Source organism: Streptomyces sp. NPDC027189 (genome assembly GCF_055566975.1).
In genome coordinates, this window is sequence record NZ_JBVHRI010000009.1 from 75,583 (window position 1) to 100,742 (window position 25,160).

Consider the following 25,160-nt stretch of genomic DNA (forward strand, 5'->3'; position numbering starts at 1 on the left):
TCAGCTCCGGCGCGGCTCCCGTACCACCGCCACGCCCCCCGGCGGCACGGTGACCGCCCCCGAGAGCCGTACGCCGGTGAGCAGTTCCGTCGCCCCGGCGGAGACCGGGATCCCGGCGCCCCGGCCGCTGTGGTCGATCAGGAAGAGGTACTCGGCGTGCGGACCGCGCCGCCGGACGGCCTCGACGCCGGGCGGAGTGGCGGCGACCGGCTCGACGCCCGCCTCCGTACGGATCCGGGTCAGCAGGTCGGCCAGGGTGGCCGGGTCCGGGCGGGTGGCCAGGTACCAGGCGGTGCCCGCGCCGTACGTGTGACGCGTCACGGCCGGGACACCGGCGAGCGGGCCCTCCGTGTACGAGACCACCGCCTCCGCCCCGGTGAGGCGCACGCGCTCCGACCACAGCGTGGCCGTGCCGCCCCCGCTCAGGCCCACCGTCTCGCCCGGCAGCAGCGGGAACAGCTCGTCGGACCGTACGCCGAGGGCCTGCCGGAAGGCGCCGGGGTAACCACCCAGCCGCACATGGCAGTTCTCGTCCACCGCCCCGCTGTGGAAGCCCACCGCCAGCGTGCCGCCGCGTTCCGCGAAGCCGGCCAGATTCGCCGTGCCGGCGTCGTCCACCAGGTACAGGCTCGGGGCCAGGACCAGGCGGTACGCCGACAGGTCCGCGTCCGGGCGTACGAAGTCCACTGCCACGCCCGAGCGCCACAGTGGCTCGTACCAGTCCCGGATCAGGTCCTGGAAACGGAGTTCGCCGCTCGGCTGGGAGGGCAGCTCCAGGGCCCAGCGGGCGTTCCAGTCCCAGACGACGGCCACGGAAGCCGTGCCCGTGCTGCCGCGCACCTCCGCCAGGGCCTTCAGGTCGGCGCCCAGCGCCACCACGTCCTGCCAGATCCGGCTGTCCGTGCCCGCGTGCGGCAGCATCGCCGAGTGCCACTGCTCGGCGCCCGCCTTCGCCGCCCGCCATTGGAAGTAGGCGATGCCGTCCGCGCCGCGTGCCACATGGGCGAGGGCGTTGCGCCGCAACTCCCCCGGATTCTTCGCCCGGTTCACCGGCTGCCAGTTCACCGCGCCCGTGGAGTGCTCCATCAGCAGCCAGGGGCCGTCGGCGAGCGAGCGCGTCAGGTCGCCGCTGAGCGCGATGTCGATCTCCGACTCCGGGTCCGTGGACCGGAGGTAGTGGTCGTTGGAGACCACGTCCAGCTCCGGGGCCCAGCGCCAGTAGTCCAGGGCGTCGAAGTTGTACATCACCATGAAGTTGGTGGTCGCCGGCACGGAAGGGGCCACCGCGCGCAGGACGTCGCGCTCCGCCGTGTACAGGGACAGCAACTCGTCCGAGCAGAAGCGGCGCCAGTCCAGTACGTGGGTCGGGTTGGGGACGGCTCCGGTGGCGCGGGGCGGCAGGATCTCGTCCCAGTCGTAGTACCACTGGCTCCAGAAGGTGGTGCCCCAGGCGTGGTTCAGCGCCGCCAGGTCATCGGAGTACCTGGCCCGGAGCCACCCGCGGAAGGCCGCCGCGCTCGTGTCGCAGTAGCACTCCGCGTTGTGGCAGCCGTACTCGTTGTGGACGTGCCACATCGCCACGGCCGGGTGGTCGGCGTACCGCTCGGCCAGCGCACCCGCGATGCGCAGGGCGGCCTCCCGGTAGGCGGGGCTGCTCGGACAGAACGTCTGGCGGCTGCCGTACGAAAGGGTGCGGCCGTCGCGGTCCACCGGCAGCGCCTCGGGGTGGGCGCGGAAGAACCATGCCGGGGGTGCGGCCGTCGGCGTGGCCAGGTCGGCGGCGATGCCGTTCTCTTCCAGCAGATCCAGCAGCCGGTCCATGCGGACGAAGTCGAACTCGCCCTCGGACGGCTCCAGTAGGGCCCACGCGAAGATGCCCACACTGACCATGGTCACGCCGGCTTCGCGCATCAGGCCCATGTCCTCGGCCCATACCTCCTCGGGCCACTGTTCGGGGTTGTAGTCGCCGCCGTAGGCGATGCCCGGGACGGACAGGGTGCGGTTCATCGGGCAACTCCCCCGAGCAGACGGCGCGTTGTGGTCACGCCCCACTCGTCCAGCGACAGCAGCCGGTCGCTGGACGCCATCAGTCCGCCGGTGGACTCCACGTGTGCCGCCCAGCGTTCACGGGTCTCCACTGCCGGGCGGGCCATCAGGCAGTCGGGGTCGTTGACCCAGAGGCGGCCGTGCTGCCACTGGCGTCCGGTGCCGGTGAACTCGGCGGGATCCTGGCCGGGTTGGGAGTAGTCGTCGGCCTCGGGGCGGCGGTGCGGGGCCGTGTCGGGACTGACCCGCATCGCGTCGAACAGGCCGATGGAGGGGAGGATCGGCGCGCCGCAGCCCAGCAGATAGGCGTCCGGGCCGATCGCCTCGCGGATGAGCGAGATGCCTTCGCGGTACGCCGCCGGCGCGTCGTCCGAGGAATGCCGTACGCCGTCCAGCGCGCCCGCGTACAGGAAGTCGACCTTGAAGTAGTCGTAGCCCTCGGCGCGCAGGGTCCTGAAGACGTCCGTCAGATACGCCGCCGCGTCAGGGTGGGTCGTGTCCAGGACGCACAGGTCGTGCCCCCAGTTGCGGCCGCCGTGCGCGAAACCGCCCTGCGCGTCCCGTACCAGCCACTGCGGATGCTCGGCCGCCAGTTCGCTCGCCGGGTCGACCAGGAACGGTGCCGTCCAGATGCCCGCTCTGCGGCCCCGCGCGCGGATGGCCTCCGCGATCCCGGCGCGGGAGCGGAAGCGGCCGGACAACGTCAGCCAGTCGCCCAGCGCGCTCTGGTAGCCGTCGTCGATCTGGACGACGTCGATGGGCAGGTCGAGGGTGTCCATCGCGCGGAGGTTCTCGTGGATGTCGTCCTCGGTGACCGCGGTGAAGTACTCGTACCAGGAGCACCAGACGGTGGGCGCCGGTCGCGGTGCGGCGAGACCGAGGCCGTCCGCCCACTTGGCCAGCGCCGACTGGATGTCCCTGCCTGTCAGCTCCCGAACGGGCCCGTCGGCACTGACCTCCGCCCGGTCGCCGTGCACCTCCAGCCGGATGGAGGGGACGGCGTGCAGCGGATCGGCCGCCGCCCACAGCCGCACCGGCGAGCCGTCACCGGGGTCGAGCGCCAGGAGTCCCTCTCCCTGGAAGGCGCCGGACGGGACGGTACGCCCGGGCCGGTAACAGACGGTCGCCCAGTTGTCGTTGGTCGGGCGGTACGGCTTGTCGCCGAGGGCGTAGGCGCCGCTGGGGCTCCAGGACTGCCAGCCCTCCTCGTGGACCCGGGCGGCGCGCGGGTCCACGGACACGGAGGCGAGGGGCGTGAAGGGGTGGGGCACGGTGGTTCTCTTTCAAAGGGTCGGGCCGCGGCCACGACATCAGGTCGGGCGTCAGCCCTTGTTGGCACCGAGCGTGAGGCCGCTGACGAACTGGCGCTGCAGCACGAAGTACACGATCAGCGTCGGGATCGCGGTGAGCAGGGCGCCGGCGGCGACCAGGTTGGGGTCGGTGAAGTACTGCCCGGAGAGGTTCTTCAAGGCCGAGGTGATCGGCATGTTCTCGCCGGTCGAGATGAGGACGATGGCCCAGAAGAAGTCGTTGTAGATCCAGATGGACAGCAGCGTCGCCAGGGCCGCCATCGCGGGCCGGCACAGCGGCAGCACGATCTGCCAGTACATCCGCCACACGGAGGCGCCGTCGACGAGCGCGGCCTCGGTCAGCTCGTGCGGCAGCATCCGCATGTAGTTGCTCAGCACGAAGGCGCAGAAGCCGGACTGGAACGCCACGTGGATGAGGACCAGGCCGAGCGCGGAGTCGTACAGCTTGCCGCTGACCGTGATGCCGGGCAGGTCGATGAGCAGGAACATGCGGTAGAGCGGGGTGATGATGACCTGCTGCGGCAGCAGGTTGCCCGCCGTGAAGACCAGCAGCAGCGCGAGATTGACGCGGAAGTCGAACCGGCTGACGTAGAAGGCGACCATCGACGAGAGGAACAGCGTCACCAGCACCGCCGGGACGGCGATCAGCAGCGTGTTGCCGAAGTAGTGCGCCATGTCCGACTGCGTGAACGCGTTCGTGAAGTTGTCGAAGCTCAGCTTGTCGGGCCAGGAGACATAGCCCTTCGTGCTGGTCTCGGCGTACGGACGCATGGCCGCGTACAGCGCCCAGAGCAGCGGGGCCAGCCACGCCAGCGCGGCGCCCGCGAGGAACAGGTGCAGCAGCAGACGAGCGGGGCGGACGGGCGCGCGCCGCTTCGGCGCGACAGTGGCGGTGCTCATGCTCGCCGCTCCTTCCGGAAGGTGCTCACCAGGTACGGGATGATCACGACGAGCGAGATCAGCAGCAGGACGACCGCGATGGCGGACCCGTATCCGATGCGGCTGGACTCGCCGATGATGTTGTCGGTCACGAGGATCGAGAGCAGTTCGGTGCCCTGGGCCCCGCCGTTGAAGACGTAGACGAGGTCGAAGGCGCGCAGCGACTCGATGATGGTGACGACCAGCACGATGGTGTTGGTGGGGCGCAGCGTCGGGAAGATGACGTTCTTGAAGGTCTGCCATTCGTTGGCGCCGTCGAGCGAGGACGCCTCGCGCAGCGAGGGATCGATGCCCTTCAGGCCGGCCAGGTAGAGGATCATCATGTAGCCGGTGTGCCGCCAGGAGGCGGCGATGAGGATCGCCCACAGGTTGAGGTGCGGGTCGCCGATCCAGTCGATGTAGTGGCCGGGCTTGTTGGCCCCGATGAGGCTGTTGATCAGGCCCGTGTCGGGGTTGTAGACGAGTTGCCAGACGAAGCCGATGCACGCCATCGACACGACCACCGGCAGGAAGAACGCGGTCTGGTACACCCTGCTGAACCGGATCTTCTTGTCCAGCTGCACGGCCAGGAAGAGGCCGAGCGGGGTCGGGATCAGGATCAGGACCACGAACCAGATGACGTTGTGCTGGACGGCGGGCCAGAACTGCGGGTTCTGGGTGAACAGTTCACGGAAGTTCTGCAGCCCGACCCACTTGATGGCGTCGAAGCCGATGCCGTCCCAGGTGGTGAAGGCGAGGGCGACGGAGGCGAGGGCGGTCACCCACACGAGCGCGATGTGCAGGATCGTCGGGACGCCCGCCATCAGGCCCAGGGTGAGCCGGTCGCGGCGGGTGAGGAGGCGCCGGTGTCCCTGCGGCCTCCTCTTCGTGTCGGATGCGGGGGCCGGAGGCGGCGCGACGGCCGCCTCCGGCATCTCAGCGGTGCTGGTGTCGGTGCTCATGAGGACGCGAAGATCGTCTTCTTCTGGCGCTCGATCGACGAGAGCAGGCTGTCGACGCTCTTGGGATCACGGACGAACTTCTGCAGCGCGGGCTGCATCACCGTGGAGGTGAAGTCGGGCCGGCTGTCGCGGTCCATGTACTGGGTGAGGTTCTTGGCGCCGCTGATCAGGTCGTACCCCTTCTTCTGCATGGCGCTGTAAGAGGAGGTGTCGGCCTTGGTGGAGGCGGCGACGACGTTCGGGTCCGACTTGAGGTAGATCTGCTCGGCGGCCGGGCTGCCGAGGTACTCCAGAAGCTTGACGGCACCGGCGTGGTTCTTCGGGGCCTTGCTGAGCATGAAGCCGTCGGTCGGGGCCTCGACGGTGTCCTGCCCGTACGAGGGGTCGATCTCCGGGAACGGGAAGAAGTCCAGGTCTTCCCGGTCGGCGGCGTTGGTGAACTGCTGGCCCACGAACATGCCCAGCAGGTACATGCCGGCCTTCTTCGACACCAGGGTCTGGGCCGCGTCCTGCCAGGTGCGGCCGACGGCGCCATCCTGGTGGTACGGGAGGATCTCGGCCCAGTTGTCGAAGGCGGCGCGGGTGCGCTTGTCGGTCCAGGATGCCTTTCCGGCCATCAGCTCGACATGGAAGTCGTAGCCGTTCGTCCGGAAGTTGATCTGGTCGAAGGTGCCGAGCGCGGGCCACTCGTCCTTGTCACCGAAGGCGATCGGGACCAGGTTGTCCTTCTTCATCTGCTTGCACAGGGCGATGAACTGGGCCCAGGTGGTAGGGACTTCGTAGCCGTACTGCTTGAAGACGCTCTTCCGGTAGAAGATCGCCCAGGGGTACGTGTACAGCGGGACGAAGTAGTACTTGCCGTCCTCGCCCTTGCTGAGCGCCTTCATCGCGTCGGGGAAGTTGCCCTCGATCGTCTTCCACACGTCGTCGATCGGGGTGGCGAGCTTCTTCCCCGCGAAGAACTGCATGCGGTAGCCGGCGAACCAGTTGAACACGTCGTCCGGCGTGCCCTGGAGGTAGGAGTTGATCTGCTCCTGGAAGGTGTTGTGGTCCTTGGTGTTCACGTCGACCGTGATGCCGGACTGCTTCTTGAAGGCCGCGTAGATGTCGGCGAAGGCCTTCTTCGGCACGGCGTCCGACGCGTTGGAGCCGAGGGTGAGGGTCTTCGGGTCGCCGGCCGCACTGCTGCCGGCGCAGGCGCTGAGCAGGGGTATGGAGGCGCCGAGCGCGGCGGCGCCGCCGATGCCGCGCAGCAAGGTGCGGCGGCTGGGACCCGGGACGGAGAGACCGGAGGGGGAGAGGTGGTGCATGAGCGGCTCCTGACGGGCATGCGTCCGGTCGCGGGGAGAGCGGAGTTGAGCCGGATCGAAATCGACCAGAAATCAACTTGACCGAACATCGTGGGCGCAATAACAGCCGTATGTCATGTCATACGTCAAGAGTTGTCGGGCGCCTTTGTTGAAACGTGATCGGCGCACCCGTGAGCAGCTCCGCCGGCGGGGGCTGACCGCGGCGGCCAAGGACCGGGGGGCGCAGCCGTGGGCCGTGGGTCGGCTCAGCGAGCCCGCGAGTCGTCCTGGCGGGGGCTGAACGGTGGTCGCTGTGCTGCTACGAACGGGGTGTCCACGCCGCGGGTGGACTTCCCGGCCGGCCGCGCTGTGGTGGGCGGATCAGCCGATCTTCACGGTCTTGGAGACCGTGACCTGGTCGATGTCGCTGGTGCGCACCGTGACGTTCATGGTCCAGGTGCCGGCCAGCGGGAGCGTGAGGCCGTCCGTCCCCCAGTAGCCGCCCTTGTCGGTGAGTTCGGCGTCGAGCGGGCCGACCTTCTGCGCGGCCAGCGTGAAGGTCAGACGCAGTTCGGGGACGGTCGCGATGCCTCCGTCGGGGCCGAGGATCACGGCCTGCACCGAGTTCTCACCCACCCGGCCCGGCGTCAGCTCGATCTGCACCTTGCCGTGCCCGCCCGGCGTACCGACGTCGAAGGGGGCCAGCGTCGTCGTCGACGTGGGCCGGCCGGGGGCCGCGGTCGAGGCCGCGGCCGTCTCCTCGGCGGCCCGCCCCGGCTGGGTGCCGGTCAGCAGGGTGGTGACCACCAGGACGACGATGCCCACGGTGACTTCGGCGAGGACGGAGCGGCGCAGAGCCCGGCGGTACGCGGCAGGGTCACCGGAGCCGGAACCCGAGCCTGAGCCGGAACCCGGATCACCTGAGCCGGAACCCGGTTCAGGGGTGTCATCGGCTGGTACGTCCGCGGGGGCCGCCGCATTCGCGGCAGCCGGACCCCCGACCGGCACAGCCACCCGTTCCGCCGGAACGGTCGCGGGAACGGCGGCCTCCGCCACCACCAGCCGCCCCGTCCAGCGCCGCGAGTACGCCGCCCCCACGAGCAGGAGCAGCACCCCGCACAGCTTGACGACGAGGATCCTGCCGTACGACGTCGAGGTCAGGGCGTCCCAGGAGCCGAGGCCGCGCCAGGACTGGTAGGCGCCGGTGGCGGCGAGGACGGCGACCGAGGCGAGGGCGAGCCGGGAGAAGCGGGTGACGACGACCGTGGGGAGGGGCTCGCCCGGGAGGTGGAGCGCGGTGAGCAGGGCGGTCAGGCCGCCGAGCCAGACCGCCATGGCGAGCAGGTGCAGCACGGCGGAGACCATCGCCGCGGGGACCTGGTTCCCGGCGGACGCGTGCTCGGCGGCGGCCCAGGTGACCGCGAGAGCGAGGGCGAGCGTCCCGCCGAGCGCGAGAACACCGCGCGCCTGCCCGCGCCCCCGTACGCGCACGCGTTCGGGCAGGAAGGCGGCCGCCACCAGCAGCACCAGCCGGACCACCAGGACCACCCCGGGCCTGCTCGTCAGCGTCTCGCGCAGGGCCGCCGGGTCGAAGGCCGAGGCAACCCCCGTGCCGCGCTCGTAGGGGCCGCGCAGGAGCAGCAGCGCGAGCGTGGACAGCAGCAGGGTCCACCAGCCGGTCTGCAGCAGGCGCCGCACACTGCCCGGGTACCCGCAGGCCAGCACGAAGACGCCCGCGCCGATGAGCAGGGCCAGACCGCCGTACGCGACGTAGCGGGCGATGTCGTAGAGGGTGGCCGAGGCGGCGTCGGCGGCGGGTGCGGTGGGCACGGCGGCGGTGGTCGCGGAGGGTTTGCCGATGGAGAAGGTGAAGGCGCCCGAGACCGGGTGGCTGTCCGCCGAGACGACCCGCCAGACCACGGTGAACGTGCCGGTGCCGAGGCCGCGCGGCAGCGTCACGCGTGCGGTGGAGGACCGGTCGCCCACGTGCCCCGGCTTGCCCGTGTGGACGCGCCGGTTCTCCGGGGTGAGCACACGGAAGGAGTCGTCGAGGAGGCCGACGGACTCGCTGAACGTCAGCGTGACCTGCCCGGGGGCCGACTTCAGCACGCTGCCGTCCTGCGGATCGGAGCCCGTCAGCGCGGCGTGCGCGGAGGCGCCGCCCACGCCGCCGAAGAGGACAAGCACCAGGACACCGCCCAGCAGCGCCAGGCCCCGGACGATGTGCCGCCGGTCTCGCTGTCCGCTCACACGCCGTCTCCGTCTCGCGTTTCCAGAGTCTTGGATACGTACGGACGAATCCGGCGGCGTACTCACCCGCCGCAGCGGGAGATTACCCCCGGAAGGCCGCCTCCCTGGTGAGGAAGGCGAGCTGGGCGCGCTTCTCGGGCAGATATACGTTCGGAAGGTCGATTTCGGGCAGCACGACGGCCGGTCCCAGATCGAAGCCCTGCCGCTCGAAGCGGGCGATCGCCTTCTGGTTGCGCTCGTCGGGATCGACGACGACCCGCGCGCGGTCCAGGCCGACCAGCACGTACGAGGTGAAGGCGACCAGCAGCGAAGAGGAGAAACCCGGGCGCGCGCCGGCCTGTCCGGGCGGCCCGATCAGCAGGTGGACGCCTATGTCGCCCGGCTCGACGTCGTAGCACTCGCTGACGCGGTCGGCCTCGGGCTCGTAGGTCTGGAAGAGCGCGACCGGTTCGCCGTCCTTGACCGCGAGGAAGGCGTGGTGGGTGTCGAGCGAGTCCAGCTGCCGGTATGTGTCCAGGACCTGCTGCTTCGTCAGCCCGTTCATGCCCCAGAACTCGGCCCGCTCCTGGGCCACCCAGGTGTGCACGACGTCGAGGTCGGCGTGCGGGTCGAGGGGCAGGATCCGGACGATGCCGAAACCGTCGACCAGCTGCTCGTGAACGGCCTCGCGGTCGCGCCCGTACGGCTCAGTCGTCATGGTTCTCCTTGGTCAGCTTGTTCCAGTCGGTGACCACCGGGGCCAGATCTCCCCTGAGCCACAAGGGGAGTTGGTCGCGGTGGTGGGCCGTGCCCGGGACGCCGTCGGCGCCGAGGGGAACCACCCAGAGGCTGTTCTCGCGGTCGGCGAGATCCCAGACATAACGGGCGGCGGGGCCTCGCGCGCTCAGGTCGGTCAGACCGGGCACCGCCGACGTGCACAGCACGCAGTCGTGGTCGCCGGAGAGCCCAGGGGCCTCGTACGAGGGGTCGGGGAGTGCGCGCCAGGGAGCGAGCCGGTGGGTGTCACCCCAGGTGCCCGGCGTCCGGCCCGCGGCCACCTCCTCGACGGCGTCCCGCACCACGGCGTCCCGGTCGATGCCGTACAACTCCTTCGCCGTCAGCAGGTTTTCGAGGGCGAAGCCGACGCGCGGGGTGAGGGCGAGCCAGGGGAGGAAGACCTCCGGGTACGCGGGCGGGTCGGCCAGGACCGCCAGCGCGGGGTGCGCCACGAGCCGCCGTACCACCGCGCCGCGCACCGCCGCGTACGCCGCCGCCTCGCTGCTGTCGGCGTCCATCCGCCGGTCCCAGCCCAGGAGTTCCTCCCTGAGCGCGCCCGCCTCGGGGCCGAGCCCCTCGCCGAGGGCGGCCAGCCGGTCCAACAGGGCGGCTGCCGAGCCGAGATGGGTGTCCATGTGCACGGCGGGCATGTCCCGGGCGGACCACGTCCGCGACGCGTCGAGAAGCTGCCGGATGCGGGTGGCGCGGTGCGGCGGGGCGAACTCGACGCCCAGCGGGGTCGCCGGACCGCGCTGGTTCGCCATCACGGCGACGCCGTCCTCGAAGGATCCGTACGGCGTCTCGTGCCAGCCCCGCCACTCGTGCCCGGGCTCCCAGGCGGCCACCACCCGCGTGCGGTTGTCCTCGCTCCGGACCGGGACCCGCCCCGCGACCCGGTGCAGCACTCCGCCCTCGGTGTCGGCGGCCTGGACGACGTTGACGGGCTCCGTCCAGCGGTCGAACGCCCGGTCCACGTCGGCGACTTCACGGGCCCTGAGCAGCGGGAGGAGCGCGCTGAAGCCGAGGTCCTCGGTCACGCGGGGCGGGTAGCGCAGGCTGATGGAGTCCTGCGCGCCGGTTCCCCCTATGACCACGGGCCCGCGCGCGGTCTCGATCACCTCGACCTCGACGGGCTCGCCTCCGGCCACCTCCACGATCTCCGTGTGCCGCGCCACGGGCCGCCACTCACCGTCCGGATCGAGGGCTTCGACGGCCTCGGCGGCCTCGACGGACGAGCCGGTCGGCCTCAGGCGCTCGCGGTACAGGTCCTGGTAGTCGGCCATCGCGTTGGTGATCGCCCAGGCGACGGTTCCGGTGTGGGCGAAGTGGGCGATGCCCGGGACGCCGGGGACGGCGAGCCCGACGACGTCGAACTCGGGGCAGGAGAGGCGGATCTGCTGATAGACGCCGGGGTCCTCGATGAAGCGGTGCGGATCGCCGGCGATGACGGCCTGCCCGGTGACGGTCCGTTCGCCGCTCACCAGCCACCCGTTGCTCCCCGACGTGCCGGGCCCGTCCATGGCGAACAGCTCGACCGCCTCCGCGCCCAGCAGCCGTACGACCTCCTCGCGCCACAGCTTGGCGGGGAACCCGGCGAAGAGGATGTGCGTACCAAGCCAGACGCCGAGCGGGCTCCAGGGCTCCCAGCGGCCGACGGCGAGCCCGGTCGCCGCGAACTCCGGTGCGCGCCGGGCCCCTTCCGCCAGCCCCTCATTGACCCCGTGCACATACGAGACGACCCACGCGGCGGTCTCGGGGTCCCGTCTCTCCAAGGCGGCGAAGCAGCGTCTGGCCGTGTCGTCGAGCCGGGCCCGGCGTGCGAACCGGTCCCAGGCGACGGCCTCGGGGCCGAGGAACGCGGCCGAGGTGCCCTGCGAGCGGTGCCGTTCGACCTCCAGCTGCCAGGCGCGGTCCAGGGCGGTGGTACGGCCCTGAGCGTGAGCGAGTTCCTGTGCGCTGTCCGCGCGCAGGTGCGGGATGCCCCAGGCGTCACGGTAGATCTCGACGGTCACGAAACCATCCCCACTCTTCTCAGGTTAGGCTAACCTAACTCGCATTCTGCGGAATCGTACGCGAGGGGTGAGGGCAGCATGGGTCGCGGTCATGGCTGGGAGGGCGCGGTCCTCAAGCTGCTGCGCGCCAGGGATTTCACCTTCACGGTGACCGGCGCCGAAGACGTCGCCCCGAACTACCGGCGGCTGCATCTCACCGACGGCGGCATGCTCGCGGCCACCGGGGTCCACCCGACCATGTGGGTACGGCTGTGGTTCGACAACGCGGGCAAGCCGCACCAGCGGGCGTACACGCTGGTCGACCCCGACCCGACGACCGGGACCTTCGACCTGGAGTTCGCCCTGCACGAGGGCCGCGCCAGCGACTGGGCGCGGGTGGCCAAGCCCGGGGACACCATCGAGGCGACGGTGCACGGCACCGGCTTCGAGCGGCCCCGGCCCGACCCCTCGCGCGTCGTCGCGATCGCCGACCCGGCGTCGCTGCCGGCCCTCAACTCCCTTGTCGTCGCGCTGGATTCGGCACCGGCGACCATCTGGTTCGAAGGCACGACGGACGACCTCCCCCTCCGTGCGGACCCGGCCCGGCACGAGGTGCGCCACGTGCCACGGCTGCGCTCCGGCGCGCACCTGGTCGAGGAAGTACGCGCCGCACTGCCCGAACTGCTGAAGGGCGAGGCGGATCCGTACGTCTGGATCGCCTGCGACACGACGACGACACGGGCACTCTCGTCGTACGTCCGCAAGGAACTGGCCGTTCCCCGGCAGCGGACGCATGCGCTGGGGTACTGGCAGGCGACGTAGCGGAACCTCCGGACTTGCGCACGGACCTGCGTACGGACCTTAGGTACGGACTCGCGTACGGAGGGACGCACGGAGGGCGTACGACTTTTCGAGGGCCTCGTGAGTCGGGTGGGGTGCCCTGCGACGATCGCGTGTCGCGCCCGGCTGCGTCTCGCGGGAGGTCGGGCGATCATCGACCCATGAACGTCACTCTTCATCTCGCTCAGGACCCCGAGGCCGACGAACTCCTCGGCCGCAGTCCGCTCGCCGCCCTGATCGGGATGCTGCTGGACCAGCAAGTGCCGATGGAGTGGGCGTTCAAGGGCCCGTCGACCATCGCCCAGCGGCTGGGCACGGACGACCTGGACGCGCACGAGATCGCGGCGTACGCCCCCGAGGCCTTCGCCGCGCTCTTGTCGGAGAAGCCGGCCGTGCACCGCTACCCGGGCTCGATGGCCAAGCGGATCCAGCAGCTGTGCCAGTACCTCGTCGAGCACTACGACGGGGACGCGGGCGCGATCCGGGAGGGTGTCGAAACCGGGCCGGAGCTGCTGAAGCGGCTGGAGGAGCTGCCCGGATTCGGCAAGCAGAAGGCGCAGATCTTCCTCGCGCTCCTCGGCAAGCAGTTCGGCGTACGCCCCAAGGGGTGGCGCGAGGCCGCGGGCGCCTATGGCGAGCCGAAGTCCTACCGCTCGGTGGCGGACATCACCGGCCCGGAATCCCTGGCCAAGGTCCGCGCCCACAAACAAGAGATGAAGGCAGCGGCCAAGGCAGCGAAGGCCTCCGGCCGGTAGCCCCGTCAGGGCGCGGGTAACTGCGCGACCAGCCACCACCGGTCCATACCCAAACCCACCCGGCGGGATCTGGGGCGGAGCCCCAGGTACGGGACGGGCAGGGGCGGAGGGGACGAAAAACACCCCGCCCACCACCCCCGCCATGTCCACCGCTCGGCCCATCCCGGTGGCGGGCACCCCCGGGCCGTTCACAGCATGAGTCATGACCGAGCCACCGAGCGGCTCCCCCTGGGGCCCGGAGTACGACGACCGCCACGTGCACGCCGCGAGGGACACGCGGGCGCCCACGGTCGAGCCCGAGGGCCCCCTGCACTTCCTCTCCCGCGCCGCCTGGCAGACCGTCCTGGTCGCAGGCATCGCCGCTCTGGTGCTCGGCGTCCTGGTGCTGATCTGGCCGGGCGCCTCACTCCTCGCCGCGGGAGTGCTCTTCGGCCTCTACCTGCTCTTCAGCGGCGTCCTGCAGCTCGTCGCCGCCTTCGGCACCCACGCGGCGACCTCGCTCCGCGTGCTGGCGTTCATCAGCGGCGCCCTGTCCATCCTGCTGGGCCTCTTCTGCTTCCGCGGCGCGATGCAGTCGATCCTGCTGCTCGCCCTGTGGATCGGCATCGGCTGGCTGTTCCGCGGCATCACGCAGACCATCGCAGCCGCCTCCGACCCGACCGTGCCGGCCCGCGGCTGGCAGATCTTCCTCGGAATCGTCAGCTTCCTCGCCGGAATCGTGCTGATCGTGTCCCCGTTCGAGTCGGTCGCCGTCCTCACCCTCGTCGGCGGCTGCTGGCTCATCGCGGTCGGCATCGTCGAGATCATCATGGCGTTCCGGATCCGCGCCGGCGCCCAGGCCGTCCCCCGCATCCTGTGACCGCTCCCCGACGCCGCCCGGCGTCCCCCGACGTCAACTCCGCGCCCGCCAGGTACGCCAACAGGGCGGATCTCCCGGCACACCCGATGAACCACCGGCCTCCGGTGGGGAGATGACGTCTCATGAGCCCCGCCCCGCGCCACCCGCACCCGCTGCGCCGGTGCGCGCGAGCGCGGGGAGGGGCTCCTTCGCGCGCTTGGCTGCGGATTCTCATCCTGCTGATCGTCGCGATGCTCGCCGCGGGCGCACACCCCGAGGTGTTCACCACGTCCGCCGCCACCACCACGGCCACTGCCGGGTCGGCCACCGCCGAACACGACGTACTCGACACGGCCCTGCGGCCGCCCACCCGCCTGGGACACCGCTCCCTCTCCGCCCTGCGCCCCGACACGGGCCACACCGAGCGGGAGGCCGGCCCCCGCCTCGTACCGGCACCCGCACCGAGCTCGTACTCCCCCACCCTGCACGCCCTGCGCTGCGTGGTCCTGCGCTGCTGACGGACCCGGCTTCCGGACCGGTCCCCCACCAGCGAACACGAGGACACCCCCATGCCCAACGACCCCTACGCGGTCCTGCGCGCCCTGCTGCGCGCGGAAGCCGTACGCAACGCACCGAAGCCGGATCACCGCCCCGAGCCGGACGGGCAACCGTCCGACCGGAACCTGTCGGACGGACAGCTTCCGGGTGGACCACCGCCGATCACCCCCACCAAGGAACACGGCCGCGACTGATCATGGAAGGCGACCGCTTCTTCCCGTTCCCCAGGACGGAGCGGTCGCCCTTCACCAGATCGGTCGTCCTTCACCGGGACGGAACGGTGGCCCTTCACCGGGACGGAGCGGTGGCCCTTCACCAGGTCGGTCGCCCTTCACCGGGACGGAGCGGTGGCCCTTCACCAGATCGGTCGTCCTTCACCGGGACGTAGCGGTCGCCCTTCACCGGGACGGAGCGGGCGGCTAGCGTCGGCGACGAGCCGTCCCGAAGAGCGACCTGGTGATCTCCCGCCCGATCTGCGTGCCGACGGACCGGGCGAGAGACTTGAACAGGCCGCTGCCCACGACCTGCTCGACCATCGACTCCTCGTGCCTGTCCTGCTTGGGGCGCCCCTTCGAGGCGGCCGGTGTGGCCTGCGGCGCCGCCTCCCGCGCCGTCAGCTTCTCGTACGCCGACTCCCGGTCCACCGCCTGCGCGTACCGCCCGTACAGCGGCGACCCCTTCACCGCCTGATCCAGCATCGCCGCGTCGACCGGCCCCATCAGGGACTGCGGCGCCCGCAGCCGCGTCACCGCGACCGGCGTCGGCGCGCCCTTCTCGCTGAGCACGGTGACGACGGCCTCCCCGGTGCCGAGCCCGGTGAGGACCTCCTCCAGGTCGTACCCGGAGTTGGGGAAGGTCTTCACGGTGGCCCTCAGCGCCTTCTGGTCGTCCGGGGTGAAGGCCCGCAGCGCGTGCTGGACACGGTTGCCGAGCTGGCCGAGGACATCGGCGGGTACGTCCTTCGGGGTCTGCGTCACGAAGAAGACGCCGACTCCTTTCGAGCGAATCAGCCGGACGGTCTGCGTAATGGAGTCCAGGAAGGCCTTCGAGGCGTCGTCGAAGAGCAGATGGGCCTCGTCGAAGAAGAAGACGAGCTTGGGTTTGTCGGCGTCGCCGACCTCGGGCAGGTCGTGGAAGAGGTCGGCGAGCAGCCACATCAGGAAGGTGGAGAAGAGCTGCGGTTTGTCCTGCACCTCGGGGAGTTCGAGGACGGACACCACGCCGCGCCCCTCGGACGCCGTACGCAGCAGCTCGCTGGTGTCGAACTCCGGCTCCCCGAAGAACGGGCTCATGCCCTGCGCCTCGAAGGCGGTGAGGGAACGGAGGATCACCCCGGCCGTGGCGGTGGACAGCCCGCCGATGCCCTTCAGCTCCTGCTTGCCCTCGTCCGAGGTCAGGAAGGCGACCACCGCGCGAAGGTCCTTGAGGTCGACCAGCTCCAGGCCCTTCTGGTCGGCGTAGTGGAAGATCAGGCCGAGCGACTGCTCCTGGGTCTGGTTGAGCTGGAGCACCTTGGACAGCAGCACCGGACCGAAGCTGGTGATCGTGGCCCGTACGGGGATGCCGTGACCCATGCCGCCGAGCGCGTAGAACTCGGCGGGGCACCCGGCCGGCGTCCACTGCTGGTGGACGTCCCGGGCGCGCTCCTGGACCCTGTCGTTCGACACACCCGGCGCCGACACCCCCGACACATCGCCCTTGATGTCGGCCAGGAAGACGGGCACCCCCTGCGCCGACAGCTGCTCGGCGATCAGCTGGAGGGTCTTGGTCTTGCCGGTGCCGGTGGCGCCCGCAACCAGGCCGTGCCGGTTGAGCACCGGCAGCGGGATGCGGATCTGCACGTCGGGCAGGCACTTCCCGTCCCAGAGCAGGGCACCGAGATCGAGGGCAGGGCCGGAGAAGGCGTACCCGGAGGCGATCTCCAGGGCCTCCTGGGGGAGGGCGGGAGCGCTCCCGGCCCTCTCGGGAGCGCCGGCTGGAGCCGTCTTGGGGGCCGTGGCCGGGGCCGACCGTGGATCGGTGGCCGGAGGCACGGTCTCGCTGTCGCTCATATCAGGCCCCTGCTCCCGATTTGCATGGATTTACGGCGTCAACGGCGTCTTTTCCAGCGTCGCACTCCGTCGCCATGGCTGCGCCCGGAAGGTCTTGACCGGTAGGCTTTCCGTGTGATCTTCAAGCGCATCGGAAACGGACGGCCGTACCCCGACCACGGCCGGGAAAGCACCCGGCAGTGGGCGGACGTCGCGCCGCGCCCGGTCCGCCTCGATCAGCTCGTGACGACCAAGGGCCAGCTCGACCTGGAAACACTGCTCGCCGAGGACTCGACGTTCTACGGCGACCTCTTCGCGCACGTCGTGAAGTGGCAGGGCGACCTGTACCTGGAGGACGGCCTGCACCGCGCCGTCCGCGCGGCGCTCCAGCAGCGCCAGGTCCTCCACGCGCGTGTGCTCGAGCTCGACTGACAACCCGCCTTTTCAGGGCTCGGCCCGCCGAGGCTGACGCGGAGTTGACCCTTTCGGGTTCTCCTGGGCGGAGTCCAATGATCATCTAGTAGGCATTGCCGCCCAGGCGCATTACGCTGCGCCCATGAGCATGCTCACTCCCCCTGGCATGGGCCGCCAGTACCGGATCACGGGGGACAAGTACCCGCGGATGCGCCGACCCAAGGGGCGCCGCAGGCTCGTGTTCCTGGTCGTCGCCTCCGTCACCGCACTAGGGCTGATCGGGTGGGGAACCCTGCAGCTCATCGACGTGTTCACGGGCGGCGGCAACAAGGCCACGGCGGCGGGCTCCAGGGCGGACTGCGCGTCCAAGGCCAGCCCGTCGGCCAAGGCATCCACGGCGTCCACATCCACCACCGCGCTGCCCAAGCCCGGCCAGATCACCGTGAACGTCCTGAACGCCACGCCCCGCAGCGGGCTCGCCAAGGAGACCGCGGACGAACTGGGGAAGCGCGGCTTCAAGATCGGCAATGTGGGCAACGCGACGGATGCGTATGACAAGAAGGTCGACGGCGCCGGGATACTGCTCGGCGCGAAGGCGGCCTACGCGGCCGCGCTCCCCGTCCTCAACACGCAGCTCGCCGGCGCCGAACTGAAGACCGACGGCCGCGAGAAGGCCGACGAGGTCGACCTCATCATCGGCACCGGCTTCAAGTCGCTGACGCAGAAGGAGGACGCCGACAGGGCCCTGGCCCTCCTGGCCAAGCCCCAGCCAACGTCCTCCACCTCGCAGAAGAGCTGCTGATAGCCCCGTAGGCCTCGGAGGCCTCGAAAGAGGGGCTACTCGGCGGCTCCGTACATCCGGTCACCCGCGTCGCCGAGGCCCGGCACGATGTAGCCGTTCTCGTTGAGGCGCTCGTCGACCGAGGCCGTGACGACGGTGACCGGCGTGCCCGCCAGTTCGCGCTCCATGACCTCGACGCCCTCGGGGGCGGCGAGGAGGACCACGGCGGTGACGTCGTCGGCGCCGCGCTTGATCAGCTCCTGGATCGCCGCCACGAGCGTGCCGCCGGTGGCCAGCATCGGGTCGAGGACGTACACCTGGCGCCCGGAGAGGTCGTCCGGCATGCGGGTGGCGTACGTGGAGGCCTGGAGCGTCTCCTCGTCGCGCACCATGCCCAGGAAGCCCACCTCGGCGGTCGGCAGCAGCCGCACCATGCCGTCGAGCATGCCGAGACCCGCCCGCAGGATCGGCACGACGAGGGGGCGCGGGTGGGAGAGCTTGACGCCCGTGGTCGAGGCGACCGGGGTCACGATGTCGACCTGCTCCGTGCGCACGTCCCGTGTGGCCTCGTAGGCGAGCAGGGTAACCAGCTCGTCGGCGAGGCGCCGGAAGGTCGCGGAGTCGGTGCGCCGGTCGCGCAGGGTGGTGAGCTTATGGGCGACCAGGGGGTGGTCGACGACGTGGAGACGCATGTCGACAACAGTAGCCGGGCCCGGGGCGCCCGCCACTGCCCCGCCCGCCCCGGACGGACGCCTCTGCCCGGCGCGACACTGTCCGGCAAGAGCCTGCCCGCACTGCCACCCGAACGCTGGCATCAAACCGCCCATCAGAGGGAAGGTGGGAGGGACGGACCTGGGGCGGTGTGCCTATGCGAGACCAGGAAGAGGAGTCACCCGAGCAGTTGGAGACCGACGCCGAGCGCAGGAGGCGCCGCGCCCAGTTCCTGCGCGAGCTGACCGAGGCGCGCGAGCTGCGCGACCGGGTCCAGCCCCGCCGCGCCAAGGCCGCCCGACTGCGCCACGCCATGCGCATGCGCACCTTCCGCTGGTAGCGCGCCCGCCCCGACCGACGCCGCACACGCCCCGGGCCGATGCCCCGACCGCAGCAACCCGATCCCCCGCCCGCGCCGCGCGAGCCCGTGTCTGGGCCGGGAGGTGCGTACGAGTCGCCGACAGCCGCGTACGATCCGCTGTTAGCGATCAAAAGAGGCAGACACAGCAGGCCGAAGACGTCCCCTGAACGCTCTGTTTCTGCCACGATTCCGAGTGGGTGGGGCTCGGAGAAGCACTCCCCGCCCACAGCCTCCGCCGGGGGGACCCCCAACCGGCACGCCTATGACCAGTGGGAGAGTCACGGTGTACTTCGCCGCACTGCTCGCGCGCACCGAAGACGGGTGGGAAGCGAGCGACACAGAGCTCGACGATGTGGAGACCCTGTCGGATCTGACCGACCTGGCCCGTGAAGCCTCGGACGAGGACACGGTGCTCGTACTCATCGAGCAGGAGGACGCGTGGTTCGGCGTCGTCCGCGTGGACGGCGAGGAGGATCCTCGTATCTACGTCTCGGACGCCGCCGCGGCTGCCCGCAGCTCGTACGGCGAGATCCTGCTCACGGACGAACTACTAGGACGGGAGCCCGGCGACGACGATGCCGACCTGGACTCCCTCGACCTGGACGGCACGGAGGACGGTGAGCCCGAGGACTCCGACGAGGACGAGGACGAGACCGCGTCCGGCGAGGCCGTTTCGCACAGCCCCGTCGGGGACCGCGACATCCTCGCGGACCTCGGAGTGAGCGAGAAGGAACTGCTCGCCCTGGACGAAGGCGACGCGCTGAACACGATCGCCGACGCCCTCGGAGCGGCGGAGGTCCTGGAGACCGTCCGGTAGGGCCTGTCTTTCGGATCACGGCCGACCCCGCGACCCAGGCATGATCCGAAAGACAGGTCCTGGTCCTGGAAGTCTCCGGGGAGCCTCCGCGCGTCCCTGGGGATCTCTCACCAGGCCCTGAAGACCTTCCGCTAGGTTCCCCGGGTGAGCGCGACCGAGCAAACTCCACAGCCCGATCCTGCCGATCCGGTACGCGACCGCTGGCGGGCCGCGATGCGGCTCGCCCTGGACGAGGCCCACCGGGCCGTCCGGGGCGGGGATGTTCCCGTCGGCGCCGTCGTGCTGTCCGCGGACGGTACGACGGTGCTCGCGACCGGGCACAACGAGCGCGAGGCCACCGGCGATCCGACGGCGCACGCCGAGGTCCTCGCGCTGCGCCGAGCCGCCGCTGTTTTGAGAGATTCAGCGGCGCGAAGTGCCTCCGGCGAGGGTGGTGGTGGGAGACGGGTGGGCGAGTGGCGGCTGACCGGCTGCACGCTCGTCGTCACCCTGGAGCCCTGCGCCATGTGCGCGGGCGCGCTCGTGCAGTCCCGGGTGGACCGGGTCGTCTACGGTGCCCGCGACGACAAGGCGGGCGCGGTCGGCTCCCTCTGGGACCTCGTACGCGACCGGCGGCTCAACCACCGGCCCGAGGTGATCGCGGGCGTCCTCGCCGACGAGTGCGCGAGCCTGCTCACCGACTTCTTCCGCGACCGCTGATCATCGGAGCCGCTTCCGCGACCGCTGATCGTTGATCATCCGGGTCGCCGAAACGGATTTCAGACCACGGCCCACCTTGGGGTAGGGTCTCCCTCGGTAGCGTGTCCGAGCGGCCGAAGGAGCTCGCCTCGAAAGCGAGTGTGGCGCAAGTCACCGAGGGTTCAAATCCCTCCGCTACCGCTTGAGAAGGGCCCCGTCGAGAGACGGGGCCCTTCGTGCTTCCGGCGGTCGCGCGAGTGCACGCGAACAGTCGCTCGGGTACACGCGAACATCCGCCCCGGTACACACGAAAGCCCCGGCGCCGCTCGCGCCGGGGCTTTCGTGCACCCAATCCCGGGGGCTCCCGCAACCCCATGAGGACGGGGGAAGCGGCATCGGGGGGACAAGCCGCTTCCCCCGGTGGAGAAGGACCCACAAGTCCGCGCCGCTGTCTCGGGGGAAGCCTGCGGCGGGGACCCCGCAGTGGAGTCCGTCCCGGCCCCGCGGATTCCTGCCGATTCCGCCGGGCTCACCATCCATCCTGGGCCCGGCGGCGCCCGGATCGGCCCGACAAAAGTCCTCGACCAGCGGGCCGTTGGTCCTTAAAAGCGGTGTGAAGGTTACACTCACCGCCGTCAACAGGGGGCCCACCGGGCGCAACAGTCACAGGGGAGGCCGCGATGGCGGTGAATTCGAAGAAGATCGCCGTCTACGTGCTCGTGGTCTTCGCGCTCTACGTGATCATCACGGACCCGGCCAAGGCGGCCGATTACGTCCAGATAGGGTTCGAAGGCATATCGAGTGCCGCTCAAGCCATCGGAGACTTCATGACCTGGGTCGCCGACGGAGCCAAGAACTGAGCCGGCACAGAGCCGGCACAGAGCCGGCGCCGAGCCGACGGGGCAGAGACAAGAACCGCACCACCAGGGAGTGCCCGTGATCCGCCATCTGGTCCTCTTCAAGCTCAACGAGGGCGTCGAGCGCGACGACCCGCGTGTGGTCGAGGGCGTAGCCGCCTTCCGCGCGCTCGGCGACCAGATCCCCGAGCTGCGGTTCTGGGAATGCGACTGGAACATCACCGACCGGCCCATCGCGTACGACTTCGCGATCAACTCCGCCGTCGACGACACCGACGCCCTGAAGCGGTACTTGGAGCACCCTGCGCACCAGGCGGGCGTCGCGCTGTGGCGGGAGTTCGCGACCTGGGTGATCGCCGACTATCCGTTCTGACCCTTCCGGGCCGCACCGTTTCGAAGCCTCTGGCCGCAACCGGCCAGGGGTTTTTTGTGCCTTACGCCCCAACTCTCCTTCAACACGGCGTTATGCGGTGCTTGCACACAGTGCACATGTCTTGTGATGCTATGACCGCTTTTGACGGATGAGTTGATCACGGATGAGTTGACGGATCACAGAGGTGGAGTTGACCGTGCCGGCCAGTACTGCGCCTCAAGCACCGCCACAAGAAGTCGCACCGGCAGCCGCACAGGAAGTCTCACGGGACGTCGAGCAGGAAGTCGCGCCGGAACAAGCCGCGCCCGAACGCCGCCGCGGTGCCGACACCCGTGCCCTCACCCAGGTGCTCTTCGGCCAGCTCAAGACGCTGGAGCCGGGCACCCCCGAGCACAACCGCGTACGGGGGGCCCTCATCGAGGCCAACCTCCCGCTCGTCCGGTACGCGGCCGCCCGCTTCCGCAGCCGCAACGAGCCCATGGAGGACGTCGTCCAGGTCGGGACCATCGGGCTGATCAACGCCATCGACCGCTTCGACCCTGACCGGGGTGTGCAGTTTCCGACCTTCGCAATGCCGACCGTCGTCGGGGAGATCAAGCGGTACTTCCGGGACAACGTCCGCACCGTCCACGTACCGCGCCGGCTGCACGAACTGTGGGTGCAGGTGAACAGCGCGACCGAGGACCTGACGACCGCCTTCGGGCGCTCGCCCACGACCGCCGAGATCGCCGAGCGGCTGCGCATCACCGAGGACGAGGTGCTGTCCTGCATCGAGGCGGGCCGCTCGTACCACGCGACCTCCCTGGAAGCGGCCCAGGAGGGCGACGGACTGCCGGGGCTGCTCGACCGGCTCGGTTACGAGGACCCGGCGCTCGACGGGGTCGAACACCGCGACCTCGTACGGCATCTGCTCGTACAACTGCCCGAGCGCGAGCAGCGGATCCTTCTCCTGCGCTACTACAGCAATTTGACGCAGTCACAGATCAGCGCGGAACTGGGAGTCTCCCAGATGCATGTGTCAAGGCTGCTCGCCCGTAGTTTCGCGCGTCTTCGATCCGCAAACAGGATCGAGGCGTAACCGTTAAGAGCGAATCGCTCAACGGCGCCTTTTCCGACAGTTCAACGCAGAAAAACCGTCAGACCCCCTCTTTCCAGGGCCGATTCACCCCCTCCATGTCGACATGTCACTACAGCGTGTTGCCGACATGTGACATTCTGCCGGAAGCGCGTTTGCCGCGGCCCCGCCTCCGGTATTCAGGTGGAGGCTGCGTTCCTCCGACGGGAGCGACTGCCGCGACCGTCCGCGACCCAAAGGGGGTGGCATGTCCGCAGACCAGGGCAGCTCGAAGGTGCTCACGCTCATGAAGAGCGAGTCCGCGCCCGACGCGCTTCACGATGTCCCGGCCCTTCCGGCCCCCGACGCCGTCCCGGCCGCTCCGGCCCCCGAAGCCGTCCTCCCGGCCCCCGAATCCTCGGGCGCCATCGACACTCGCACCCTGTCCCGCTCCCTGTTCCTGCGGCTGGCCGCACTCGGCGAGAACAGCCCGGAGCGCGCCTACGTCCGGGACACGCTCATCGAGCTCAACCTCCCGCTCGTCCGGTACGCGGCCGCGCGCTTCCGCTCCCGCAACGAGCCGATGGAGGACATCGTCCAGGTCGGCACGATCGGCCTGATCAAGGCGATCGACCGCTTCGACTGCGAACGCGGCGTGGAGTTCCCGACGTTCGCGATGCCGACGGTCGTCGGCGAGATCAAGCGGTTCTTCCGGGACACCTCGTGGTCGGTGCGCGTGCCGCGCCGCCTCCAGGAGCTGCGGCTGGCCCTCACCAAGGCCAGCGATGAGCTCTCGCAGAAGCTGGACCGCTCCCCGACGGTCGGCGAACTCGCCGCGGTCCTGGGCGTTTCCGAGGAGGACGTGGTCGACGGCCTCGCCGTCGGCAACGCGTACACGGCCTCGTCCCTCGACTCCCCCGCCCCCGAGGACGACGGCGGCGAGGGCTCCCTCGCGGACCGCCTCGGCTACGAGGACACGGCTCTGGAGGGCGTTGAGTACCGCGAGTCCCTCAAGCCGCTGCTCGCCAAGCTGCCGCCCCGCGAGCGCCGGATCATCATGCTCCGCTTCTTCGCGAACATGACCCAGTCGCAGATCGGCGAGGAGGTCGGCATCTCGCAGATGCACGTCTCCCGGCTGCTGACCCGCACGCTCGCCCAGCTGCGGGAAGGGCTCATCTCCGACTGACCGCCCCGCGCGGGTTCATAATTGACGGAGCGTCAGCCACACTGGCGCGATGCGTCGAGAGTCGATACGTGGTCGCCGAGGTGCCCTTGTGGGTGCCTCGGCGGCTGTGCTGTGTCTGGGTGGCGTGCTGGCCGCGTGCGGGAGTGGCGGAGGTGGCGACGGGTACGTCGCCGTCGGGGCCGCGGGAGGTTCGCCGGGGGCACCGGGAACGGTGGTGGCCCCCTCGGGAGACGTGTCACTGATGCCGCTCACGGGCGGGGGCGACGCGGCTCCCGGCTCCAAGGGGACGGAAAATACCGGGAGTTCTGGATCGGGAGACACGACCTCGACCTCGGATCCCGGCTCCGGCGCGGCCTCCGAAGAGACGGCTTGGGGCTCCGGTGATCCAGCCGACGGGAGTGGCACGTCGACGCCCTCGTCCGGTGACGGCAATTCCGGGCGTACGAGCGGGGGTTCGGGCGGGAGTTCGGGGCACGCGTCCGCGACACCGACCCCGACGGCACCCGGGTCCACGGCGAGCCCCGGGCCCGCCGTGCTCAGCGTGGGCACCCCCTCGCGCGAGGCCACCGATCAGCGGTGGTGCGAGAAGGTGACCGTCTCGTTCCGCAACACGGGTGGTACGGCGGTGCGTTCGGGCACGGTGACCTTCGGGACGCACATCATCGGGGCGCTCGGGATCGACTGGGCGACGATCGAGTCCACCGAGGACCTGCCCGCGCCGATCACCGCCGGCACGAAGAAGGACAAGACCTGGACGGTGTGCGTCGACGCGTGGCGCGTGCCGCTGGGCATGCACATCGAGACGCGGGACGTGTCCGTCCGGTGGAAGTAGGGTTCCGCCCCGCGCCCAGAGCCGTAGGGGTTCCCGCCGCCGGGGTTGCTTGAGCGCGAGCCAAGCCACCCGCCGGGCTTACTTGAGCGCGAGCCAAGCCACGCCGGGGTTACTTGAGCGCGAGCCAAGCCACGCCGGGGTTGCTTGAGCGCGAGCCAAGCCGCCCCCAGGGGTTACTTGAGCGCGAGCCAAGCCACCGCGGCCACGACCACCACGGCGACGACGACGCCGACGATCAGGCCGATACGCGGCCCCGCGGGGGCGGCCGCCTGCTGCTGTCGGCCCTGAGGGGCCTCGTCCACGAACGCACGGAACATCTGGGTGCTACCCGCGGGGTCGTAGTTGCCCTCGGGGCCCTGGGTGTTTGCCATGGAGCAGGACACTAGCGAATACGCCGGTGCTGCCCAAGTGCGGGGGGCCACTGGGACTCGGTGATCCCGGCCGCGCCTTCCCAGCGATCTCGCGGCCTGGCCACCCCTCCCACCTGCAAGTTTACGTTCGCCAATGCTTGCCTTTGCCAAGTTTTTAGCCCTGCACGCTCCTTTTAGTTTGC

26 protein-coding genes and 1 tRNA gene are annotated in these 25,160 nt (G+C 70.3%); 16 read left to right on the plus strand and 11 right to left on the minus strand.

Annotated elements, in window-relative coordinates:
- From ACZ4RZ_RS22865 to ACZ4RZ_RS22900, 8 genes are all read right to left on the minus strand, one after another.
- Nucleotides 1-2,007, minus strand: coding sequence for a beta-galactosidase (locus ACZ4RZ_RS22865; RefSeq protein WP_467747063.1), 2,007 nt, complete (start codon nucleotides 2,005-2,007; stop codon nucleotides 1-3).
- Nucleotides 2,004-3,317, minus strand: a complete 1,314-nt coding sequence (locus ACZ4RZ_RS22870) for a glycoside hydrolase family 36 protein (protein ID WP_467747064.1) — start codon at nucleotides 3,315-3,317, stop codon at nucleotides 2,004-2,006. The genes ACZ4RZ_RS22865 and ACZ4RZ_RS22870 overlap by 4 nt, the downstream gene beginning before the upstream one ends.
- Before the next feature lie 51 nt (nucleotides 3,318-3,368).
- Nucleotides 3,369-4,256, minus strand: a complete 888-nt coding sequence (locus tag ACZ4RZ_RS22875) for a carbohydrate ABC transporter permease (RefSeq protein WP_467747066.1) — start codon at nucleotides 4,254-4,256, stop codon at nucleotides 3,369-3,371.
- Nucleotides 4,253-5,236, minus strand: coding sequence for a carbohydrate ABC transporter permease (locus ACZ4RZ_RS22880; RefSeq protein ID WP_467747068.1), 984 nt, complete (start codon nucleotides 5,234-5,236; stop codon nucleotides 4,253-4,255). The genes ACZ4RZ_RS22875 and ACZ4RZ_RS22880 overlap by 4 nt, the downstream gene beginning before the upstream one ends.
- The gene (locus tag ACZ4RZ_RS22885) at nucleotides 5,233-6,546 is read right to left on the minus strand and encodes an ABC transporter substrate-binding protein (RefSeq protein ID WP_467747070.1); all 1,314 of its coding nucleotides are present in this window, start codon (nucleotides 6,544-6,546) and stop codon (nucleotides 5,233-5,235) included. The genes ACZ4RZ_RS22880 and ACZ4RZ_RS22885 overlap by 4 nt, the downstream gene beginning before the upstream one ends.
- Before the next feature lie 360 nt (nucleotides 6,547-6,906).
- Entirely contained in the window at nucleotides 6,907-8,775 is a 1,869-nt protein-coding gene (locus tag ACZ4RZ_RS22890; RefSeq protein WP_467747072.1) for a copper resistance CopC/CopD family protein, read from the minus strand.
- Between the two features lie 82 nt (nucleotides 8,776-8,857).
- The gene (locus ACZ4RZ_RS22895) at nucleotides 8,858-9,472 is read right to left on the minus strand and encodes a GNAT family N-acetyltransferase (protein WP_467747074.1); all 615 of its coding nucleotides are present in this window, start codon (nucleotides 9,470-9,472) and stop codon (nucleotides 8,858-8,860) included.
- Nucleotides 9,462-11,543 (minus strand): penicillin acylase family protein, encoded by a 2,082-nt coding sequence (locus tag ACZ4RZ_RS22900; RefSeq protein ID WP_467747076.1) that lies wholly within the window; start codon nucleotides 11,541-11,543, stop codon nucleotides 9,462-9,464. The genes ACZ4RZ_RS22895 and ACZ4RZ_RS22900 overlap by 11 nt, the downstream gene beginning before the upstream one ends.
- Nucleotides 11,544-11,621: 78 nt before the next feature.
- On the opposite strand from ACZ4RZ_RS22900, the gene ACZ4RZ_RS22905 reads away from it, so the two are divergent.
- From ACZ4RZ_RS22905 to ACZ4RZ_RS22925, 5 genes are all read left to right on the plus strand, one after another.
- On the plus strand, nucleotides 11,622-12,344 hold the full coding sequence (locus tag ACZ4RZ_RS22905) for a siderophore-interacting protein (RefSeq protein WP_467747077.1): 723 nt from the start codon (nucleotides 11,622-11,624) through the stop codon (nucleotides 12,342-12,344).
- A 179-nt stretch (nucleotides 12,345-12,523) separates the two neighbouring features.
- Nucleotides 12,524-13,117 (plus strand): HhH-GPD-type base excision DNA repair protein, encoded by a 594-nt coding sequence (locus ACZ4RZ_RS22910; RefSeq protein WP_467747079.1) that lies wholly within the window; start codon nucleotides 12,524-12,526, stop codon nucleotides 13,115-13,117.
- 202 nt (nucleotides 13,118-13,319) lie between these two features.
- A complete protein-coding gene (locus tag ACZ4RZ_RS22915) occupies nucleotides 13,320-13,976 on the plus strand; it encodes an HdeD family acid-resistance protein (protein WP_467747081.1) in 657 nt (218 codons plus the stop codon).
- Nucleotides 13,977-14,098: 122 nt separating this feature from the next.
- Nucleotides 14,099-14,473, plus strand: a complete 375-nt coding sequence (locus tag ACZ4RZ_RS22920; protein ID WP_467747083.1) for a hypothetical protein — start codon at nucleotides 14,099-14,101, stop codon at nucleotides 14,471-14,473.
- 51 nt (nucleotides 14,474-14,524) lie between these two features.
- A complete protein-coding gene (locus ACZ4RZ_RS22925) occupies nucleotides 14,525-14,707 on the plus strand; it encodes a hypothetical protein (protein ID WP_467747409.1) in 183 nt (60 codons plus the stop codon).
- Nucleotides 14,708-14,932: 225 nt separating this feature from the next.
- On the opposite strand, the gene ACZ4RZ_RS22930 is transcribed toward ACZ4RZ_RS22925, so the two are convergent.
- Nucleotides 14,933-16,564 carry a helicase HerA-like domain-containing protein gene (locus ACZ4RZ_RS22930; protein ID WP_467747084.1) on the minus strand — a complete coding sequence of 544 codons (1,632 nt, stop codon included), beginning with the start codon at nucleotides 16,562-16,564 and terminating at the stop codon, nucleotides 14,933-14,935.
- 114 nt (nucleotides 16,565-16,678) lie between these two features.
- Here ACZ4RZ_RS22930 and ACZ4RZ_RS22935 point away from each other — a divergent pair, with 114 nt between their 5' ends.
- Both ACZ4RZ_RS22935 and ACZ4RZ_RS22940 read left to right on the plus strand, forming a co-directional pair.
- Nucleotides 16,679-16,975, plus strand: a complete 297-nt coding sequence (locus ACZ4RZ_RS22935) for a type II toxin-antitoxin system VapB family antitoxin (protein WP_003999914.1) — start codon at nucleotides 16,679-16,681, stop codon at nucleotides 16,973-16,975.
- A 124-nt stretch (nucleotides 16,976-17,099) separates the two neighbouring features.
- The gene (locus ACZ4RZ_RS22940; protein ID WP_467747086.1) at nucleotides 17,100-17,759 is read left to right on the plus strand and encodes a LytR C-terminal domain-containing protein; all 660 of its coding nucleotides are present in this window, start codon (nucleotides 17,100-17,102) and stop codon (nucleotides 17,757-17,759) included.
- Between the two features lie 35 nt (nucleotides 17,760-17,794).
- On the opposite strand, the gene upp is transcribed toward ACZ4RZ_RS22940, so the two are convergent.
- Nucleotides 17,795-18,430 carry a uracil phosphoribosyltransferase gene (gene upp, locus ACZ4RZ_RS22945; RefSeq protein WP_467747087.1) on the minus strand — a complete coding sequence of 212 codons (636 nt, stop codon included), beginning with the start codon at nucleotides 18,428-18,430 and terminating at the stop codon, nucleotides 17,795-17,797.
- A 176-nt stretch (nucleotides 18,431-18,606) separates the two neighbouring features.
- Here upp and ACZ4RZ_RS22950 point away from each other — a divergent pair, with 176 nt between their 5' ends.
- The 9 genes from ACZ4RZ_RS22950 (at nucleotide 18,607) to ACZ4RZ_RS22990 (ending at nucleotide 24,607) form a co-directional block, all read left to right on the plus strand.
- Nucleotides 18,607-18,789 (plus strand): hypothetical protein, encoded by a 183-nt coding sequence (locus ACZ4RZ_RS22950; RefSeq protein WP_467747089.1) that lies wholly within the window; start codon nucleotides 18,607-18,609, stop codon nucleotides 18,787-18,789.
- Nucleotides 18,790-19,093: 304 nt separating this feature from the next.
- Complete coding sequence (locus ACZ4RZ_RS22955; protein ID WP_467747395.1) at nucleotides 19,094-19,627, plus strand: tRNA adenosine deaminase-associated protein; 534 nt, start codon at nucleotides 19,094-19,096, stop codon at nucleotides 19,625-19,627.
- A 213-nt stretch (nucleotides 19,628-19,840) separates the two neighbouring features.
- A complete protein-coding gene (locus tag ACZ4RZ_RS22960; RefSeq protein WP_467747397.1) occupies nucleotides 19,841-20,326 on the plus strand; it encodes a nucleoside deaminase in 486 nt (161 codons plus the stop codon).
- Between the two features lie 95 nt (nucleotides 20,327-20,421).
- A tRNA-Ser gene (locus tag ACZ4RZ_RS22965) sits at nucleotides 20,422-20,506 on the plus strand.
- Between the two features lie 479 nt (nucleotides 20,507-20,985).
- Entirely contained in the window at nucleotides 20,986-21,165 is a 180-nt protein-coding gene (locus ACZ4RZ_RS22970) for a hypothetical protein (RefSeq protein ID WP_330305698.1), read from the plus strand.
- Between the two features lie 76 nt (nucleotides 21,166-21,241).
- A complete protein-coding gene (locus ACZ4RZ_RS22975; RefSeq protein WP_189187256.1) occupies nucleotides 21,242-21,535 on the plus strand; it encodes a Dabb family protein in 294 nt (97 codons plus the stop codon).
- Nucleotides 21,536-21,731: 196 nt separating this feature from the next.
- Nucleotides 21,732-22,613: an RNA polymerase sigma factor SigF gene (locus tag ACZ4RZ_RS22980; RefSeq protein WP_467747091.1), complete on the plus strand. Its 882-nt coding sequence runs from the start codon at nucleotides 21,732-21,734 to the stop codon at nucleotides 22,611-22,613.
- 244 nt (nucleotides 22,614-22,857) lie between these two features.
- Nucleotides 22,858-23,775, plus strand: coding sequence for an RNA polymerase sigma factor SigF (locus tag ACZ4RZ_RS22985; protein WP_467747093.1), 918 nt, complete (start codon nucleotides 22,858-22,860; stop codon nucleotides 23,773-23,775).
- A gap of 541 nt (nucleotides 23,776-24,316) precedes the next feature.
- The gene (locus tag ACZ4RZ_RS22990; RefSeq protein WP_399082835.1) at nucleotides 24,317-24,607 is read left to right on the plus strand and encodes a hypothetical protein; all 291 of its coding nucleotides are present in this window, start codon (nucleotides 24,317-24,319) and stop codon (nucleotides 24,605-24,607) included.
- A 173-nt stretch (nucleotides 24,608-24,780) separates the two neighbouring features.
- Here ACZ4RZ_RS22990 and ACZ4RZ_RS22995 read toward each other — a convergent pair whose 3' ends face one another.
- On the minus strand, nucleotides 24,781-24,978 hold the full coding sequence (locus ACZ4RZ_RS22995; protein WP_467747095.1) for a hypothetical protein: 198 nt from the start codon (nucleotides 24,976-24,978) through the stop codon (nucleotides 24,781-24,783).
- Between the last annotated feature and the right edge of the window lie 182 nt (nucleotides 24,979-25,160).